Origin of the sequence: Flammeovirga aprica JL-4, from assembly GCF_012844305.1 — a bacterium.
GTDB lineage: Bacteria > Bacteroidota > Bacteroidia > Cytophagales > Flammeovirgaceae > Flammeovirga > Flammeovirga aprica.
On sequence record NZ_JABANE010000037.1, the window covers coordinates 1 to 19666 of the forward strand.

At 36.2% G+C, this 19666-nt stretch carries 12 protein-coding genes; 5 read left to right on the forward strand and 7 right to left on the reverse strand.

Going from position 1 to position 19666, the window contains the following annotated elements:
- Positions 1 to 205 precede the first annotated feature (205 nt).
- Complete coding sequence (locus tag HHU12_RS14490) at positions 206 to 1876, reverse strand: 2-oxo acid dehydrogenase subunit E2 (protein WP_169657468.1); 1671 nt, start codon at positions 1874 to 1876, stop codon at positions 206 to 208.
- Between the two features lie 287 nt (positions 1877 to 2163).
- On the opposite strand from HHU12_RS14490, the gene HHU12_RS14495 reads away from it, so the two are divergent.
- Positions 2164 to 5793: a PD40 domain-containing protein gene (locus HHU12_RS14495; protein WP_205959887.1), complete on the forward strand. Its 3630-nt coding sequence runs from the start codon at positions 2164 to 2166 to the stop codon at positions 5791 to 5793.
- Positions 5794 to 5811: 18 nt separating this feature from the next.
- Positions 5812 to 6240, forward strand: a complete 429-nt coding sequence (locus HHU12_RS14500; protein WP_169657470.1) for a carboxypeptidase-like regulatory domain-containing protein — start codon at positions 5812 to 5814, stop codon at positions 6238 to 6240.
- 84 nt (positions 6241 to 6324) lie between these two features.
- Here the strand turns inward: HHU12_RS14500 and HHU12_RS14505 are convergent, their stop codons facing one another.
- Positions 6325 to 7398, reverse strand: a complete 1074-nt coding sequence (locus tag HHU12_RS14505; RefSeq protein ID WP_169657471.1) for a M42 family metallopeptidase — start codon at positions 7396 to 7398, stop codon at positions 6325 to 6327.
- Positions 7399 to 7543: 145 nt separating this feature from the next.
- On the opposite strand from HHU12_RS14505, the gene pncA reads away from it, so the two are divergent.
- Positions 7544 to 8155: a bifunctional nicotinamidase/pyrazinamidase gene (pncA, locus tag HHU12_RS14510; RefSeq protein ID WP_169657472.1), complete on the forward strand. Its 612-nt coding sequence runs from the start codon at positions 7544 to 7546 to the stop codon at positions 8153 to 8155.
- A gap of 81 nt (positions 8156 to 8236) precedes the next feature.
- Here pncA and HHU12_RS14515 read toward each other — a convergent pair whose 3' ends face one another.
- Positions 8237 to 8791: a ferritin gene (locus tag HHU12_RS14515; protein WP_169657473.1), complete on the reverse strand. Its 555-nt coding sequence runs from the start codon at positions 8789 to 8791 to the stop codon at positions 8237 to 8239.
- A gap of 331 nt (positions 8792 to 9122) precedes the next feature.
- Between HHU12_RS14515 and HHU12_RS14520 the strand changes: the two genes are divergently transcribed.
- Positions 9123 to 9854, forward strand: coding sequence for an electron transfer flavoprotein subunit beta/FixA family protein (locus tag HHU12_RS14520; protein WP_169657474.1), 732 nt, complete (start codon positions 9123 to 9125; stop codon positions 9852 to 9854).
- 40 nt (positions 9855 to 9894) lie between these two features.
- Positions 9895 to 10848 carry an electron transfer flavoprotein subunit alpha/FixB family protein gene (locus tag HHU12_RS14525; protein ID WP_169657475.1) on the forward strand — a complete coding sequence of 318 codons (954 nt, stop codon included), beginning with the start codon at positions 9895 to 9897 and terminating at the stop codon, positions 10846 to 10848.
- A 262-nt stretch (positions 10849 to 11110) separates the two neighbouring features.
- On the opposite strand, the gene HHU12_RS14530 is transcribed toward HHU12_RS14525, so the two are convergent.
- The 4 genes from HHU12_RS14530 to HHU12_RS14545 form a co-directional block, all read right to left on the reverse strand.
- Positions 11111 to 11560 (reverse strand): hypothetical protein, encoded by a 450-nt coding sequence (locus HHU12_RS14530; RefSeq protein ID WP_169657476.1) that lies wholly within the window; start codon positions 11558 to 11560, stop codon positions 11111 to 11113.
- Between the two features lie 182 nt (positions 11561 to 11742).
- A complete protein-coding gene (gene smc / locus HHU12_RS14535; RefSeq protein ID WP_169657477.1) occupies positions 11743 to 15348 on the reverse strand; it encodes a chromosome segregation protein SMC in 3606 nt (1201 codons plus the stop codon).
- A gap of 240 nt (positions 15349 to 15588) precedes the next feature.
- Positions 15589 to 18390 (reverse strand): TonB-dependent receptor, encoded by a 2802-nt coding sequence (locus tag HHU12_RS14540; RefSeq protein ID WP_169657478.1) that lies wholly within the window; start codon positions 18388 to 18390, stop codon positions 15589 to 15591.
- Positions 18391 to 19025: 635 nt separating this feature from the next.
- Positions 19026 to 19526: a hypothetical protein gene (locus HHU12_RS14545; protein ID WP_169657479.1), complete on the reverse strand. Its 501-nt coding sequence runs from the start codon at positions 19524 to 19526 to the stop codon at positions 19026 to 19028.
- Positions 19527 to 19666 lie beyond the last annotated feature (140 nt).

Consider the following 19666-nt stretch of genomic DNA (forward strand, 5'->3'; position numbering starts at 1 on the left):
AATAAATCGTCATTCATAATATTACAAAGGTAGCAACATTATGGTCTGTGCCCAACTTTTGGTACTGACCCGTTAAGAGTTGTACTTCCCTAAATAGGGGTGACCGTTTTGTGTTTCTTTAGATATAGTGGCTCTATTTTTTTTCGTAAAAAAAAGCGACTCTACCGAAGTAAAGCCGCTTTTGAATTTATTTTTGAGATCTTAATTATACTAAGATTCTAACTGGATCTTCTAATAAACCTTTCAATGTATGTAAGAAGGCTGCACCGATAGCACCGTCAACAGATCTGTGATCACAAGTAAGTGTAATTTTCATTACGTTACCTGGTACTACTTGTCCGTTTTTCACTACAGGAACTTGCTTAATACCACCTACTGCTAAGATACAAGAAGCAGGAGCATTGATGATTGAAGTGAACTGCTCAATACCAAACATACCTAAGTTTGAGATAGTGAACGTAGCGCCAGACATTTCATCTAAAGAAAGTTTCTTGTCTTTTGCTTTACCAGCCATTTCTTTCACAGTGCTAGAAATCTGAGATAATGACATCAAGTCAGTATTTCTGATTACTGGTACTACTAAACCGTCAGGAATTGCAACTGCTACACCTACGTTTACGTGGCTAGCTACTTTGATAGAATCACCTTCTACTAAAGAGTTTACCATAGGGTGTTGCTTCAATGAAGCGGCAACAGCTTTCACTACGATATCGTTGAAAGATACTTTCACGTCAGGAAGCTCGTTCATAGACTTTCTTGCTTTCATAGCATTGTCCATGTCGATGTCCATTGTCAAGTAGAAGTGAGGAGCACCAAATTGAGAAGCAGTAAGGTTTCTTGAGATAGCCTTACGCATGCTGTTCATTGGTTGATCATCAAAGCTTTCTACACCAACTGGCGCTGCTACTGCCGCAGGAGCTGCAGGTGCAGTTGTTGGAGCAGGAACGTAAGCTTCAACGTCTCTCTTAATTACTCTACCGTGCTCGCCAGAACCAGGAATCATAGCAATGTTGAAACCTTTGTCTTCTGCCATTTTCTTCGCTAATGGAGAAGCAAAAACTCTTTTGCCATCATGCTCAGGAGCTGGAGCTGCATCACGAGATTGAGGAGTTGTTGCTGCAGGAGCTGCTTTAGAAGCCGGAGCTGCCGCTTTTGGAGCTGGAGCAGGTGCCGCTGCAGGAGCAGGAGCTGCTGTTTCAGCCACAGGAGCAGGTGCCGGTGCTGCCGAATTAGCTTCTTCAGCTTTCAATAAAGTTTCATAGTCAGCTCCTTCTTCACCGATGATAGCAATTACACCATCAACAGGAACAGAACCGCCGTCTTCAACAGCTACATATAATAACTTACCTTCATCGTAAGATTCTAATTCCATGGTAGCCTTGTCTGTTTGAACTTCAGCAAGGATATCGCCAGCTTCAACGTCGTCACCCACTTTCATTAACCATTGTGAAATGGTACCGTCAGTCATGGTATCAGACATTTTTGGCATTTTTACTACAACAGCATTAATACCTGAAGTATCAATTGCCTCTGCAGCAGGAGCAGGAGCTGCAGCTGGTGCTTCAGTAGGAGCCGGAGCTTCCGCAGCAGGTGCAGGAGCAGCGTTGCCACCATCAAGAAGAGATTGGAAATCTTCTCCTTCTTCACCAACAATAGCAATAATTCCATCTACTGGAACTGCTTCTTTTTCTTGAACTGCAATATAAAGTAGAGTACCATCTTCATAGTTTTCCAACTCCATAGTTGCTTTGTCAGTTTCTACCTCTGCGATCACATCGCCTGCAGCGATTTCATCGCCTACTTTTACTAACCAAGATGCTATTACGCCTTCTGTCATCGTATCTGACATCTTAGGCATTCTGATTACTTCTGCCATAATCTAATTAAGACTGTATTTTTTATTGTCTTTTACCAATTTTTCGTTTTCAAGCCAAAAATAAACAGATTATTTGAGAATATCAGAAAAATATTAGGTTTAAGTCACCAATAAAAAATGATCAAAAGCAGAAAATGGTGATCTTTTGTATTTTTTAGTAAACAATCATCAATTTTTTTTATTAAATTAATTGTAATCAATCTCGAAAAATATCTTAATTTCGGTACGGCCGAGAGTGAGCTATTATTTATTAACTCTTTTTGTGATGTGCGGGATTAATTTAAATCGTGTGCAACATTATCTATCTCTTTATAAATCTGACAGCTCCTAGAACGAGCAACCTTTATAATATGAACCGACACTGCAAATTATTTATTTCCATTTTCATCTCGTTATTATTTGCAACGAGTGCAAATGCACAGCATTTTTTCCGTCTTGAGAATTTCGGGAAAAATAGGGTGCAGTATGAAATTTTTGATTGGAGTTTTATTGAAACAGAACATTTCGAACTCTACTATTACGGCTATGGTATTACTATTGCCAAAATAGCCGGTGAAATTGCTGAGAGAGAATATCAGAATATCACCGAAACGGTAGGCTATGCTCCTTATTATAAGACAAAGATTCTAGTGTATAATTCTATACAGGATCTTCGTCAAAGTAATATTGGTATTAATCAGCAGGGCTATGCCATCACAGGACAAACAAGTTTTATACGTTCTGAAGTGGAAGTGGCGTTTAGTGGTGCCAAGTATCTGTTTGAAGAAGATGTAAAAAGAAGTATTGCTGATGCACTCATCTTTGAAATGATGTATGGCGGTTCTTTAAAAGATATGATCAAATCAAGTTATCTGATGAATCTTCCCAATTGGTTCATAGTGGGAGCTTCAGATTATATTGCTAGAGGTTGGTCAAGAGATATGGATGACAAAGTCAGAGATTTCTTCTCAAGACATCCAAAAAAATTCCCGAACATTAGATATTTAGAAGGTGAGAATGCTAAAATAGTGGGGCAGTCTATTTGGAATTACCTCGTAGAGAAATATGGTAAAAGCAATATGGCTTCTATTCTTAACTTGACCAGAATCGTAAGGGATGAGAAAGTGGCTATTCAAAATACTCTGGGTATTTCTTATGAAGAGTTTATAGAAGGATGGAAAAAGTTTTACTTGGACGAACACGAATCTTTAGAAAAGAATTATGTTGATATTGATGAAAAAGAATCAATCAATAGTAATAGAAAGTCAAGAATCTATAATAAGATCAATATTAGCCCTGATGGTACTCGATTGGCTTATACTGAAAATGAAAGAGGAAAGTATAAGATTAATGTTTACGATCTTAATAAGAAGAAAATAAGAACAGTTTTTAAGAGTGGTTATAAAGTAGTGAATCAGCAGATTGATTATGATGTGCCTCTTGTAGATTGGATCAGTAAAGACGAATTAGTTATTTTCTCCCAGCGGAAAGGTCAAAACTATATGTTTATTTATAACCTTTCGAAAGGTGGTTTCAATACTTTCTTCAGGTACCTGAAAAGGGAGATTGAGTTCAAGTTTGACCATATTAATGATATTTCTGTTTCTCCAAATGGAAAGAAAGTGGCAATGAGTGCTGAACGTAGAGGACAGACTGATATTTACGAACACAACATTGCTAGACGTAGAACGAGACAAATCACAAAAGATTATTTTGATGATATCACGCCGTCTTATCTGCCGAATGGATCAGACATTATTTTTAGTTCCAACAGGTCTGTTGATTCCACAAAAACAAAAACTGGCGATCTTGAAGATATCAATGCAACATTTAATTTATTTGTTTATTCAAAATCAAATCCACAAAAACTAGAAAGAATTACAAATAATCTAGGTAAAGATTTCAAGCCTTCGATTTTAGATGAGAATCATCTTCTGTTTTTGAGTGATAGAAAAGGTATTACCAATTTCTTTGTCTATGACTTGAAAGACTCTTTAGCACGACAGGTTTCTAATTTCAAGTACAGTATTAAAGATTATACTACTTATAAAGGAGATATTGCCTATGTGGCCTACAGTAACGAAAAGGAACATATATATACAGGAAGTATAGAAGTCAATAATACCATATTCACGCCTAAGACAAAAAGGCAACAGATTATGGACCTTCGTGAGTTGAGGGAAATTAAAAAGAAAAAAGAACTGCAGGCCAAGCGTAAGCGTGAAGCAGAAGCAAGAATGGCACTTTTCAGAGAACAGCAGAGACAAAAAGAGTTGAAGCGAGTGCAGGACTCTATTTATCAAGCAAAAGAAGAAGAAGAACAATTAAGAAAAATTTTAGGCGATACTGTAGATACAATTTATGAAGGAGACGATATAGTCTGGGACGATGCTGATACAATACAAGTGGAAGATAAATCTCAGTCAGTGGTTGTTCAAGATACTGTGAAAAATAACGAAGTGCAGCCTGAAGAGGTTGTAAAAGTAGAACAACAGCCTAAAGTGGAAGAAAAAGATCCTTTTGACGAAGAAATAGATTTTGAGAATTATTCATTTGTTACTACTAATGGATCTGGAAATAATGGACCTGATATTGGTCTTCTTCCTCAAAAACCTACGTACACGGAAGCTGAAGATGAAGATAAAGCAAATACTGATAATTATAAGTTTTTCTCTTACAGTAAAAATAAAAGAGATGCTTTCTGGAGTAAATACAATGATAGGTTAAAGGCTAAGCAAGATGCTTCGAAGAAAAAGTCGATGTTCTCAAAGTCTAAAGATTATGAAATTCGTTTTTCTGTAGATGGCTTTAATACCAATATGCGTTTTGATCCGTTGATGGGTTCTGGTTTGCAGTTTGAAGTAATGATGACTGATGCCATGGAGAACCATAAGATCAATGCTGGTTTATTCGGAACCTTCTCATTGAATAATGGTAATTTCTTTGCTGAGTATCTTTATTTGAAGCATCGTTTAGATTACAGTATTCGATATGAGAGACAATCTTTGGATGTTGATCAGCTTTTCCACCGTTATAGTAAGAACTATTATGAGGCGGGAGTATCCTTACCTGTGAGTATTCGAAGTAGAATACAAGTGTTGCCATTCTTGACCAATACACGTTTTACAGATACTTCCATCAATCCAGGTTTAGATAAAAATGATGTCAACCGATATTGGACAGGTTTTAATGTAGAATATGTATTTGATAATAGCTTGGAGAGAGGGAAGAACATGTTGATTGGCACTAGAGCAAAAATCAGATATGAAAATTATGTAGGTCTGAATAGTATTTCGGAGAACTTCCAAAATATCTCCTTTGATATCAGACATTACCAAAAGGTATTACGCTCAATGACACTTGCATTGAGAGGTTCGGCAGGTTCTTTCTTTGGTCAAAGTCCTAAAACGTACCGATTGGGCGGAATGGATAACTGGGCATTTGGTAATATGGACAACGATCCAAGAGGAGTACAGCCAGAATCAGTAAATGATATTCCTGATTTAACGGATTTGATGTTTACAAAATTTACGGGTCCGTTGAGAGGATTTAACTGGAACAAATGGGAAGGAGAGAATTACATGTTGTTCAATGCTGAATTGAGAATGCCGGTGATGAAATTCCTTACAAAGCGTCCTGTGAAATCGAAACTATTGAGAGATTTACAGTTTACAGTATTCTTTGATATAGGGTCAGCTTGGACAGGAGTCAACCCATTTGAGGAAGATAACAGTTTGAATACTGAGGAAATAGGGCCTGTAGGTTCGTTTGATGCCACTGTGAAAAACTTCAGATACCCGTTCTTAATGGGACATGGAGTCGGTGCACGTACTACTTTATTAGGTTATTACTTAAAATTAGACGTTGCATGGGGAATTGAAGATGGATTTAGACAATCAAACCCAAAGTATTATGTAACTTTAGGACATGATTTTTAAACTCTAATTTATCTTTTTATGAAAACAACGAACTTACTATCAATTTTTTTAGGGATTGTTTTACTAAGCGTGGCTTCAAGTTTCAATGTGCCTACTAAAACAGAAAGTCCTTTTGCTTTAATCGGTCTTCAAGTGACGGTTTTAGATGAGAAAGGAAATGTTGTAAAAGGTGCAGATGTAGTACTTTATAATAATGAAGATGATGCTTTTGATGAAGTGAATGGAATCAAAGCCAAAACAAAGACGAATGAAAATGGTAGAGTGAAATTTACTAAAGGTCTTAAAGAGATCTCTTACTATGTAGTAGCAACAAAAGGAGATATGAGAAGCGAGGATGATTTGAAATCATCGAAACTGAAAAAGAATAAAATGAATAAGATTAATGTAATCGTCTCAAAGAATCATGGAATGTCAATTCCTAAAGTATCAGGCGGTAAAAAACAATAAGCTTTTTCTTTTCACATAAAAAATCCTCTTGGTTTAACAACAGTAACTAAGAGGATTTTTTGTGCTTAAAATAGCAATGTGAGTTTATTTGATATATCTGAAATCATGCTCATTAGGTAATTGCTTCAAGAATTCTGTCATTAATTTGATAGTATTCTCGATGTCATCCGCATGAGCCGTTTCAACTGTAGTATGCATATATTTTAATGGTAATGAGATCAATGCTGAAGGCACACCTCCATTAGAATAAGCAAATGCATCCGTATCAGTACCTGTTACTCTTGATGAAGCTGCACGCTGGAACGGAATTTCCTTTTCCTTTGCAGTGTTAACCAACATCTTGAAAAGGTTATTCTGAACCGCAGGAGCAACTGTAAGTACAGGACCGTTACCACCTTTAGTATCTCCCTCCAATTGTTTGTTGTACATAGGAGCGGAAGAATCATGACATACGTCAGTCACGATTGCTACATTAGGCTTAAGTGTTTGTGTGATCATTTCTGCACCTCTCAAACCTACTTCCTCTTGTACTGCATTGACAACGTATAAACCGAATGGGACCTCGTGTTTTTCCTCGTTGAGTCTTCTTGCTACTTCAGCAATCATAAAGCCACCAATACGGTTATCTAGTGCTCTGCCAGAGAAGTAACGTCCTTTATTTAGCTCACGAAGTTCATCTTCATAAGTAATAACAGTACCAACCACAATACCCATTTCTTCTACCTCCTCTTTTGAAGCTGCTCCTACATCAATAAAGATATTTTCTAATGAAGGGTTCGCTTCTTTACCAGGTTTACGTGTATGAATAGCAGGCCATCCAAATACACCTTCAACTACACCATTTTCACCGTGTAGTAGAACTCTTTTAGAAGGAGCGATTTGATGGTCAGAACCACCATTTCTAATCACATAGATATACCCTTCTGGAGTGATATAATTCACATACCAGGCAATTTCGTCAGCGTGTGCTTCGATGACTACTTTATAAGGAGCCTCAGGATTAACCACTGCCACTGCAGTACCATAATTGTCTACAAACGAAGTATCAACGTATGGTTTGATATAATCAAGCCATATTTTCTGACCTTCAGCTTCGTGTCCAGTAGGAGAGGGGTTATTTAAATATTTATATAAAAAGTCTTTGCTTTTTTTATCCATTTTTCCAAAAAATTAATGGTGTATAATAGAATCAATTACGTTAAGTTACATAGATACATTTATTCTAATAACAACTTTATGTATTTTTTTAAATGTTATTGTAAATTGTAATATTATTTGAAAATAAAAATATTGAAACTTACATATGCGAGCGCTGATAATCGTCGATGTGCAGAATGATTTTGTTTCAGGTGGTGCCCTAGAAGTACCCGAAGGAGATCAAATCATACCAACAATAAATAAAATATCATCAAAATTCGATCTTGTAGTTGCTACTAAGGATTGGCACCCTGAAGAGCACCTCAGCTTTGCAGACAATCATGAAGGCAAGGAACTAGGACAAATTATCGACTTGAACGGACTTCCTCAGATTTTATGGCCTATACACTGTGTCCAGAATTCAGAAGGATCAGAATTTGTTTCTTCGTTGGATACTACCAATATAGATGCGGTTTATAAAAAAGGAACCGATATAAGTATTGATAGTTATAGTGCCTTTTTTGATAATGGAAAAAGAAAGGACACTGGACTAAATGATTACCTAAAGAATAAAGGAGTCACTGAGGTTTATATCACTGGGCTTGCTACTGATTATTGTGTCAAATTTACCGCATTAGATGCGATTACATGCGGATTTAGAACATTCCTAATTGAAGATGCAACAAGAGGAGTTAATTTAAAACCTAATGATGTACAGAATGCAATCACAGATATGAAAGTTTCTGGAATAAGAGTCATTCAAAGTACAGAAGTTTAATACTTCCCATTCATACATCTGAAATGAAAAAATAGGCTGCATATATATTAGAAGATATGCAGCCTATTTTTATAAAGCAGATTAAGCCTCAGCTGATGGATCTTCTTCAGTCTGCTGACCGATACGGCCAATTTCCTGATCAATAAGCCATAAACCTTGTGGACTGTCTTCACCTATCAAATCAAAAGCATCTAAGATTGTACGTGCTGTTTCTTCTTCTTCACGTTGCTCTGCTACAAACCACTGTAAAAACTGGAATGTAGAGAAGTCTTTGGCTTGAAAACAGCAATCTACGATTTCATTGATAGCTTTCGTTACTTTCACCTCATGTTCGAGCACCATTTCAAAAATCTGACGAAGTGATTCAAACTCATGTGGCACAGTAGTGATTTCTGCAGCTAAAGCATGACCACCTACGGCATTAATATATTTAAAAAACTTCAACATATGCTGACGTTCTTCTTCTGCATGATCGTATAAAAACTCCGCTGATTTTACGTACCCCTCACGTTCACACCAAGAGGCAAATGAAAGATAAAATTGAGAAGATTGATCTTCAAGTTGAACTTGCTGATTTAGCATTTTTTCAACATTACCGTCTAAAGCGGTTTGTAATCTTTTTTTTGCAATTCCCATTTGAAAATTTTTTTGAGTGTAAATGTTATTCTTTAAATTTCTATTACAGAAATTCAATGATATACTGTTTATACTGATTAAGTACAATAGCAAAGGTATAACTCTCTGTTAACTTTTGACCAAGTACTTACTTGTTAATATAATTTTTTGTGTTTGAAAATGTTTAATACTATATCAAGAAACCACTTTTATGCGATTCTTTTATATTTATTCTAAATAAAACTTGCAATTTATTATGCTTGCATACTATTTTAGCTCTACCAATAAAATGAATTTAAGATAATTATTGCTTTCAAGCACGGAAAGTAATCACCAATTAATAACACAACACATGAAAATTTTAGTTTGCATTAGTCACGTACCTGACACCACTACTAAAATCAAGTTTGCAGATAATAAGCTTGACACTAACGGAGTTCAATTTATCATCGGGCCTTATGATGATTTCGCACTGGCAAGAGCTGTAGAAATCAAAGAAGCTACTGGCGGAACTGTAACTGTTCTGAACGTAGGTGAGGCTGATACGGAACCTTCTATCAGAAAAGCATTGGCAATTGGAGCGGATAACGCTGTAAGAGTAAATGCAGTTCCTACTGATTCTCTTTTTGTAGCTCAACAAATTGTAGAGCATGCAAAATCTGAAAATTATGATATGATTTTAATGGGCCGTGAGTCTTCTGATTACAATTCTGGACTTGTACACGGTTTGGTAGGGGAGTTATTAGGATGGCCTTCTATTGCACCTGCTATGAAACTTGAAGTGGATGGTTCTACTGCAAAGTTAAGCAGAGAGATCGAAGGAGGACACGAAGACGTTGAGGTAGCAATGCCATTTGTGGCAGGGTGCCAAGAGCCAATTGCGGAGTGGAAAATCCCTAATATGAGAGGTATTATGATGGCAAGAAAGAAGCCTCTTCAAGTAGTAGAGCCTGTTGGCGTAGATGGAGTAACAACTTATAAATCATTTGAGTTGCCTGAAGCCAAAGGTGAATGTAAAATGGTAAACGCAGGTCAGATGGACGAACTTGTAGGTTTGTTGAAAAATGAAGCCCGCGTACTATAATTTATTATCCCAACTTAACACATAAAATAATCAAAAAGACATGTCAGTATTAGTATTTATAGAAGCAGATAATGGAGCGATCAAGAAATCTTCATTGGAAGCAGTTGCATATGGTTCAAAATTAGGTGACGTTACAGCCGTAGCTATGGGAAGTATTGATGCTTCCGAATTAGCGAGTGTCGGTAAATATGGAGCGTCAAAGGTGTTACATTGTTCTGATGACCGATTGAATGATGGTGTAATTTCGGCAACAGCCAAATTAATTGCAGAAGCGGCGAATCAAGCTGGAACAGAGACTGTGATTATGTCACGTTCTTCTTTGGTTGATGCAGTAGCGGCAAGAGTAGCCATCAAAATGGGTGCAAGTGTAGTAGCTAACGTTCAAGAGTTACCAGATACTTCTAATGGTTTTGTAGTAAAACGCGGTGTATTTACCGGAAAGGCATTTGCCTATGTAGAAGTTCCTGAAGGTAAAAAAGTCCTTACGGTTACTAAAAATGTAGTTCAACTAGAGGAAAGTGGATCAGATGCAGCGGTAGAAGAAATTTCTGTAGCGTTTGATGATGCTGATTTTGGGGTGAAGCGAGTGGGTGTTCACAAGCAAGAAGGAGATATTTTATTGCCGGAAGCAGATTTAGTAGTTTCTGCAGGTAGAGGAATGAAAGGTCCTGAGAACTGGCAGATGATTGAAGATTTAGCTTCTACGCTTGGAGCGGCAACAGCTTGTTCAAAACCAGTATCAGATATGGATTGGAGACCGCATCATGAGCACGTAGGACAAACGGGTATCAAGGTAGCACCACAATTATATATTGCAGTAGGTATTTCAGGAGCGATTCAACATTTGGCAGGGGTAAACTCTTCTAAAGTTATAGTAGCGATCAACAAAGACCCTGAAGCACCATTCTTCAAAGCGGCTGATTATGGAGTAGTTGGAGATGCATTTGAAGTAGTGCCGAAGCTGATTGAAGCTCTGAAAAACAACCAGAATTAAGTAATAAGTGTAAATTAGAAACTATTTTTAAGATTTATTTGTTAATTAACATTTGATCTGTTGATAATTATTAATAGTTCTATATCTTTGTAATACTTCGAAGGATTAATTGTCTTTTACGAAGATTTTTTAAACTTAGTCGGAATTTTTTCCTCATTCTGGCAAAACTACTGATGAAAATCGTATAAGAACCTTACCATGAAAGTGGTAAGGTTCAGTCATTTATAATGGTTTTGGTTTTAATTTTTACCTAATTATCATTTTACTTCTCTACATTTTTTTTGGAAGCCAGAAGTTGACGAATACCAATTGCTTTGGTCTGAAGTGACTTCAATTGATGTTTCTTTTTAATATCAAAAACACAAAGTTCAATAGCCTTCTGATACTGTTCAAAAGCATTGTTAAGATCACCTACTTTTGTGTAATAATCGCCTTTAATTTCTAGATTGGTAGAGTTGACTTGTAAATCCAAGCTTTGGTCAATCAACTCTAGTGCATCTTGAAGGTTTTCATTATTGATAATTCTTTCTTTTGCTGACTCAGCATAGTAAAGCCAATCAGACTCTTCAGAAAGTTTATCTTTCTTACGGGTTCTGTCTTGTTTCGTTTTATCGTTTTCTGCTGATAATGTAGGGTTAGATTTAACGGGAGAGAAAGAGAATAATGAAACAAACAGAGGTAATAGTAACAGAAGGGCGACTCGGTATTTCATGATTAAAATAAATGTGAGTTTTATTACAACACTTTTATACATACCAAAAATCACTTAAAAATACATAACTAATTGATATTCAGTTTTTTATGATTTTTAAGTGATTTTGTAAATGTTCACAAATGAACGTCAATTCAAATTATGAACAGAAATAGTAGGTGAAATACCTGAAAAGCAATATTTTATTTTGAAGTAAAGGCGTCTAACTGTGGTGTATTTCTGATATCTACAGGAACTACAGTAGTAACACCCTGTTCGATCATCGTTACACCATAAATGACGTCAGTACTTGACATCGTTCTCTTGTTGTGCGTCACAATGATAAACTGTGAGTTAGAAGAGAACTTGTTGATGATTCTGTTGAATTTGTCCACATTGGCATCATCAAGTGGGGCATCTACTTCATCAAAAATACAGAAAGGTGCAGGTTTGATTAGGTAAATGGCAAATAACAATGCCGTTGCCGTTAATGTTTTTTCTCCACCAGAAAGCTGATTGATCGTCAGAGGTCGTTTACCTTTCGGTTGGGCCAAAATCTCAATCTTTGCATTCAAGGGGTCATTATCATCAGCCAAGCGTAAATCACAGTTATCTTCATCTGTAAATAATGACCTGAACACTTCCATAAAGTTCTCACGGATCTGCACGAAGGCCTTCATGAACTTTTCTTGAGCTACGGCATCAATATCTTCAATAGTTTGTAATAACTGTTCCTTGGCCTTATTAAGGTCTTCTCTTTGGCTTAAGATAAATGAGTTTCTTTCCTTGATTTCATTAAAAGCATCAATAGCGGTGTGATTGATAGCTCCCAATGAACCTAATTTTCTTTTAGAATCTTCGCTGATTTGCTCCAATTCTGCAATTCCCATTTCTTTATATGGATTCTCTTCTTCCTCTGATTTTTCTTCTTCCTCATTTTCGGTAGAAGGAGATTTTGGGTTAAACAGAAGCATTTGCTCAATGTCAACTTCAAACTCAACTGCAATTTTCTCTTTTACAGAAGTTAAAGAAAGACGAAGTGCATTGATTCTCTCATTGGCTTTTAAAAGCTCTTGATCAATTTCTTCTTTATGTACTTGTTTAAGCTTGATATCGACTTCAGTGTCAGAAATCAAATCCTTGGCATCTTGATAAGCTTTTTCCGCTTCTTGGACACCGTGTTCTATATTTTGTTTTTCTTCTTCGAGTTTAATTAGCTCTTGATCACCTTCCTCGTCCAAAGAATCAGCACGCAATAAATCTTGCTCTACTTTTTCTATTTCCTCTATATTCTGATCAATTCTATTCTGAGCTTTTACCAATTCTTCATCTTTAAAATCAATCTCTTTCTGAAGCCCATTGAACTGGTTTTCTTGCTGAAGGAAATTAATGTGAAGTTGATTGTATTTACTTGAGTACTCAGTCTTTTTCTCTTTTTCGATCGCCAAGTTCTCTTGCATTTCCTCCAACTGTTCTACCATATACTCCATTGCATAGGTTTCATCTTCCAGTTGAGGTTTGCCTTCGCTTATGGCAATTTCAGCATCACCAATTCTTTCCAGAATCTCTTCTTTCTTATTGGCACTTGCTTCCAGGAATTTCGCAAACTCTTCTTTCTGCGTTTTGATTTTAATTAATTCCTGAGAAACGACTTGAAGGTTGTGCTGTGCACTTTCTAATTCATGAGAGAAATTAACTTGAAGAAGATCTTTATGAAGTTGCTGTTTTTCAACTTTCTTAATATGAATCTCTTCAGCCTCTTTTTCAAGTGCATTAATTTCTTCCGTCAGATTTTCAAGGTGTCTGATTCTACCTAAAGATTTACCTTCAAAAGAGCCAATAGAACCACCTGTGATCGCTGACTTTCTACGAATAGCCTTACCATTTTTAGTCACTAAAATAACACTGTCGTTCTTAGGAAGGTTATTTTGATTTCTATGAACGATATAAACACCATCCAGCAGGTAAGTGATCAGTGAAGCGTATTTATCATCAAAATCTACTACGTCAATAGCAGAGATAGCGTCTTCGATTGCTTTACGAGGCGAAGGAGAATAGCCTTCAAATTTATCTAACAATAAGAAGTTGGCTTTACCTTTTTTCATTTCTTCCAAAAGGTTGACTGCACGCCAAGCTTCGTCCTCATTTTCAAGTACAAAGTAATTCAAGTAAGGAGCAAGATAGCCTTCAATAGCCACTCTGTAATCATCTTCACAGTGCAATGTATCCGATAGCATAGGAGCTTCCTTGGCCCAATCGGTTTCCTGTTTCAGGTATTTGATGGCTTCTGGATAACCTTCTAAATTATCCACTAATGATTTTGTCAAAGCATGCTCATTTCTTTTGGCATCCAATGAACGGAGGATTTCAGAAGACCTATCTTTAATACCTTCCAGTTCTTCTCTGCAATCATGAATTTTTTGCTGGTGGAGGTCGTGTTTCTCTTTCACCTCTTCATATTGCATGCTCGCACTCAGTCTTTCACCTTCTAAAGAAGCAAATTGTGTATCAAACTCTGCCAAGCTTGAAGACTTTTCAGAAGACTCAACATGTGCTCTTTCCAACTCTTGCTTTAATGCAGAAAGTTGTACCTCATTGATTTCAACTTTTTGTTTGAGTTGAAAAATGATGGATTGTTTATTTTTTACTTGTTGCTCAAACTCTTTAGTTCTTACTTCAAGTTCATCCGATTTATGTGTCTGTGTATCACGTTTCTGTTGTGTTTTCGTCAATTCAGCTTCCGTTTCATTGACCATTCTTTCAATGGAACTCAACTGAATCTGTAAACTCTCAATACCTTGCTGTGCTAATGCTACAGCCTCTCTATCCAAAGTAGATTGTGTTTCGAGCGTTTGTTTTTTCTCTTCCAGAAAACGTTTTCTTTCCCCTTTGATTCTCTTTTCACTCTCTATCTGACGCATCTTTAAGATGTGTTCATTCAGTGTTTTTTGTCTTGAAGCGAAAAGAGTTTCCTTATCAATAGATTCCTTTTTCTCTTTTGCAATCGAAGCCTCAAGTTCATCGATTGTTTTGATCGTAAGGTTTCTTTCTTCATTCTTGGCAGTCATGTTATCTGCCAGTTCGTTTAATTCTTTCGCTTGAGAATCTACCTTTTTAAGGGCCAATTGAATACTCGACTCCTTATATGTTTTCTTGAGTTTGATGTAACGCTGTGCCTGCTTGGCCTGACGCTCCAGTGAACGCATATTTTTCTCCACCTCAAAAAGTAAATCATCCACACGTTCTAAGTCAGCATCTGTGTCCTTGAGTTTCTTTAGTGTTTCTTTCTTACTTTTCTTGAACTTTGAAATTCCTGCCGCTTCTTCAAAAAGGGTTCTTCTTGCATTTTGTGTATCGTTCAAGATTTCATCAATCATTTTCAACTCAATGATTGCATAACTATCTGAACCAATACCAGTATCTAGGAACAAACCATGAATATCTTTCAAACGGCAGGGGACACCATTTAGGGAATATTCACCTTCACCTGAACGGTAAAAACGGCGACCAATGGTCACTTCTGTATATTCAGTAGGGAGTAAGTTTTTATTATTGATAAAAGTAAGATAGACCTCCGCCATCTGTAATGGCCTTCTACTTTTGGTGCCATTAAAAATGATGTTGTCCATTTTTTCAGAACGCAATGCCTTGGTACTTTGTTCACCAAGCACCCATCTGATAGCATCAACTACATTGGATTTACCACTGCCGTTTGGTCCAACTACGGCAGTAATACCTTTATCAAAGTTTAGTGTTACTTTTTCACCAAAACTTTTAAAACCTTTTATCTCTAATTTACTTAATAACATTATTTACGTCCCCCGATCAAAAAATGAAGCTGTATGAGTTTTCGGTAACCCATAAAGTTTGCAAGATAGTAATTCTAGAATTTTGCCTAAGATAAATAAAATTTTAAAACTTACAGGGGTAAAATGTAAAGCAATTACACAGAAGAAGTGATTTATTATCTTAAAAAAGTTCAATAAAAAAAGAGATGCAGTTTGAAAAACCGCACCTCTACGTTTTGACTATTTGTAGTGGAATTCAGATTACTTTGATAGATCGAATTTCAATCCTAATTGAACTCTAGCATTATAGTATTCCGATTGCATAGTATATTGCTCCGATCCTTGGTAATATCTTAGAGGAGTATTTAATAAGTTATTGGCTTCAACATATAATCGCAATTGATCAGTGAATGCATATGAAGCGTTGGCATCAAGGAACAATTGCTGATCATAATATCTGTCTTTGAATGCTTCATCACCTAACTCGTCGATGTAAGCCGCAGTGTAGTTTAATGAAACTCTGAAGCTTAATTTCTTTGAATCAAATGAAAGTGATCCGTTCACTGTGTGCGGTGCTGTACCCGGTAATGATAACTTCTCATCTTCTCTTTCCTCAATTCCTAAATCTTTGATTTCAGAAGAAGTGTAAGTGTAGTTTGTGTAGATGCCTAATCCTTTTAATGCACCTGGCAAAAAGTCTAATTGACGTTGGAAAGCCACTTCGAAACCTGTTAAAGTTGCCTTAGCACCATTACGAGGTTGTGAGTAACGATCATAAACATTTCCGCTTACAGGGTCCGTATAGTTACGTGCTTGATAGTTATAGATAAAGTCATTTAATGTTTTGTGGAATAAACCACCTGAGATAATACCTACTGATTTGAAATAATGCTCACCCATTAAATCAAGGTTCATAGAAGTAGTAGGTTTCAAGCCTGGATTACCTTCTGAAAGTTCATTGTCTTCTCTGCTGATTTCACGGTAAGGTACCAAATCAAAATAACGTGGTCTAGCTAAAGTGTTGGTCCAAGCGGCTCTGATGATTGTGTTCTCATTGATATTGTAACGTGCTTGAACTGATGGAAGAACGTTAGTGTAGCTGTTTGTCCCTTCAATTGTTTTTGAAGCAGCAGGATCAAAATCTCCTTCTTCATTAAATTCTACTTGGTAGCCTGTGTACTCTACTTGTGTATTTTCAACTCTAGCACCAGCAATGAAGAACCACTTTGTACCTAAGCTTTGCTTTAACATCGCATACCCAGCAGTGATTTGCTCTTTCGCATTATAGTTTCCACCTAAATATTCCTCTGGAAGATCTGACTTTTCAAAAAGTGTAGGGTTGTTCAAGTCATATTTTCCAAGGGCAGAAGGATCGGTGAATTTTCCTCCTTTATATTGATTTCCAGCCAAGAAAGGATCTCTTGTTTGATCTTTCAAAGGTTGATTTATCATAAAATTAAAGTTCTCCTCATTGGCAACTGATGGCTCGAACTCGCTGTAGTTGTTGCTTCTCATCTTTTCCTTTCCTCTATAACGAGCTCCGATTTTAATGATGCTTTTGTTACGAGTGTTATTCAAAGGAATTTCTAAGTTGATTTTAGCGTTTTGGTCAAGCTCTTCAGTGTATTGATATTCTTCAGTGATTTCTTTCAGATCAAAACTACCGTAATCAACACCAGCACCGTTATCATTTACATTAGGTTTTTCTGGGTTAGAAAGGTCTTGAGTTAAAACGACATCTTTCAGTCTCCAGTTAATGTAGCGTTCGTGAGGTCTTTCTTCTGAAGCTTTCGCTAAAGTACCTGACCAGTCTAATTTGAAACGATTAGCAATCAAGTGCTCACCACCTAAAGTGACATTGTAAGTTCTTTGGTCTTCTAAACGTGTATTTTTATTGTTGTTGTCATCTAAACCACCTTTTGTTTGTCTTCTGATTTCAGCAGTGTAAGTGTCATCACCATTGGCTTCAATATCTTTATATCTGAAACGGTATCTGTTTTCTCTGTCGTCTCTGTGGTTATAAATCCCGCTTACATAGATTTTAGAGTTGGTTCCTAAAGCATAATCCAAAGTAGTAGAAAGCGATCTTCTGATTCTGTGTACGTCATACGTTCTGATTTGGAAGTCAGTCATTTCAGGATTAGACTCATTGTCCCATTCTGCTTCAATATTGTGAGAACCTAAGTTGTGGTCAAAATAAGATCCACTTACAATCACACCTAATTTATCATTGAAGAAACGGTTACCAATAACTACAGCACCATTCAGCATTGCTTTTTCAGAAAGGAAATTATAACCTGTACCCAAAGTACCTGAGACACGAAGATCATTTGGAGCAGATCTTAAAACCAAGTTGGCAGAACCGCCAATTGCATCAGCATCCATATCAGGAGTCAGCGTTTTTGATACTTCAATCGACTGTACCATATCGGCAGGGATAAGGTCTAATTGTACAGCTCTTGTTTCACCTTCAGCCGAAGGAACTCTTTCACCATTAATAGTGATTGAACTCAAGTCTGGAGAAGTACCTCTGATTAAACCAAATCTTGCTTCACCTTGATCATACTGCATTGTAATACCTGGAACTCTTTTCAATGCATCACCAACATTTGAATCTGGAAACTTACCCACTTGATCAGCACTGATCACGTTCATAATGTTATTGGCATTTTTTTGTTGTCCTAAAGCTTTCGCTTGACCTTGAAGATTAGAACCCATGATGACAACTTCGTCACCAAGGATGATACTGCCTTTCATTTTAATGACTTTCAAGTTCGCTTCCTCACCTGCTTTTAATTCCACACTTTGTTTTAAAGTCTCAAATCCTAAGTAAGAAATTTCTAATTCCTGTGTTCCTTCAGGTACGTTTACTAAGATAAATTTACCCGATGCATCTGTCAGCGAACCTAAATACTGATGATTGGATACACGTACGGTGGCACCAATCAATGGAAGGTCGTTTTCATCAACAATGACACCTGTAATAGATGAATTTTGAGCGTTTACATAAGTTGATAAAGTGACTAAAATAGTCATTACCAATAGCTTGTAGAAATGTTTCATGTTGTATAGATTGAAAATTAGTTGTTGATGCAAAAGAACTATCCCAATATTATTTGGTTATTGTTCATAGATGAAGAATAGATGATAATTGATGAAGTTGAGAACCGTAAATATGAATGGATTATTACTTTTTTGAATTTGATTTCAACCTAATATGACATAAACAAAAAGCCACACTCAGAGGATGTGGCTTTTATGCGGATAAAACATTCTAATTCAATGAACTAGAATTTCGTAAATATCCAATTGAAGAACGTATTACTGGTACGTAGTATGTAATATTTCTTTGAAAAATGATAAATTTTGGCTAGTTTGCAGGTACACAGTTATTTAACGTTACTCAATATAATTCAATTATCATATGAAGACGTCTAATGTATCTCAAAAGCAAGACAATTCTTCAATGAAGCCAACAAAAGAATCAAGCTACTTAGACAAACTTATGCTTGCCCAATTAGAAGTAGCTAAACAAAAGTTGTTTCCTCAGTCTAGCAAGACGAAATGATTAATACCCCTTCATTGAAAAAAATGCTTTATATCTAGAAGAAGATATAAAGCATTTTATTTTTGAGTCCCATCAAAGTTGTACTAAATATACATTTTGATGGGGCTTTGTGTATGTATCGAACATGCTCTTAACTCGCAATTGTTTTTATTTTATTTTCGAAAACGATAGGGTCGATGTACTCATTTACCCATGGAATACCCGAAAGTGCTTCTTTTGTGAAATCAATACTTTCGGTAATCTTATTCTTTAAAACTCCCTTCTTCAAGTTTTTGTAAGTATTACCTTCTCTGATGTAATTTGAAAAGCCTGTTTCAACGATCATATTGGTATAAATACCTTCTTGCTTCACATATCTTCCATTGTCTACAACAATTTCGTAGTTCACAGGTACATCATTTTCAAATCTCATTTCATATTTTTCTACTTTGAATGTGTTATCAGGGTAGAATATATAATTCTGAACGAAAATGCTTTCATTCGTTTCGTGAAATAACCCTTTGTATGAAACAGCTTTTAGATTTCTACTATTAGCAGGATTGCTGTTCGAAAGGTTATTATCAGTTCTTAAGGCTGATGCTAATTTATTTAATCCTTTATGGAGTAGTTTGAAATAAACATTTGATTTCATAGGTATTTTTCATTTAAACAATAATACAATGTATCCTTCTACTGTAGCTATTTTATGCTATGAGAACACATTCAGCTTTACACAGTTAGAAGTGTAGAATGAAATCGAAACACCTATCCGGTTTAAGATTGTTTAAATAA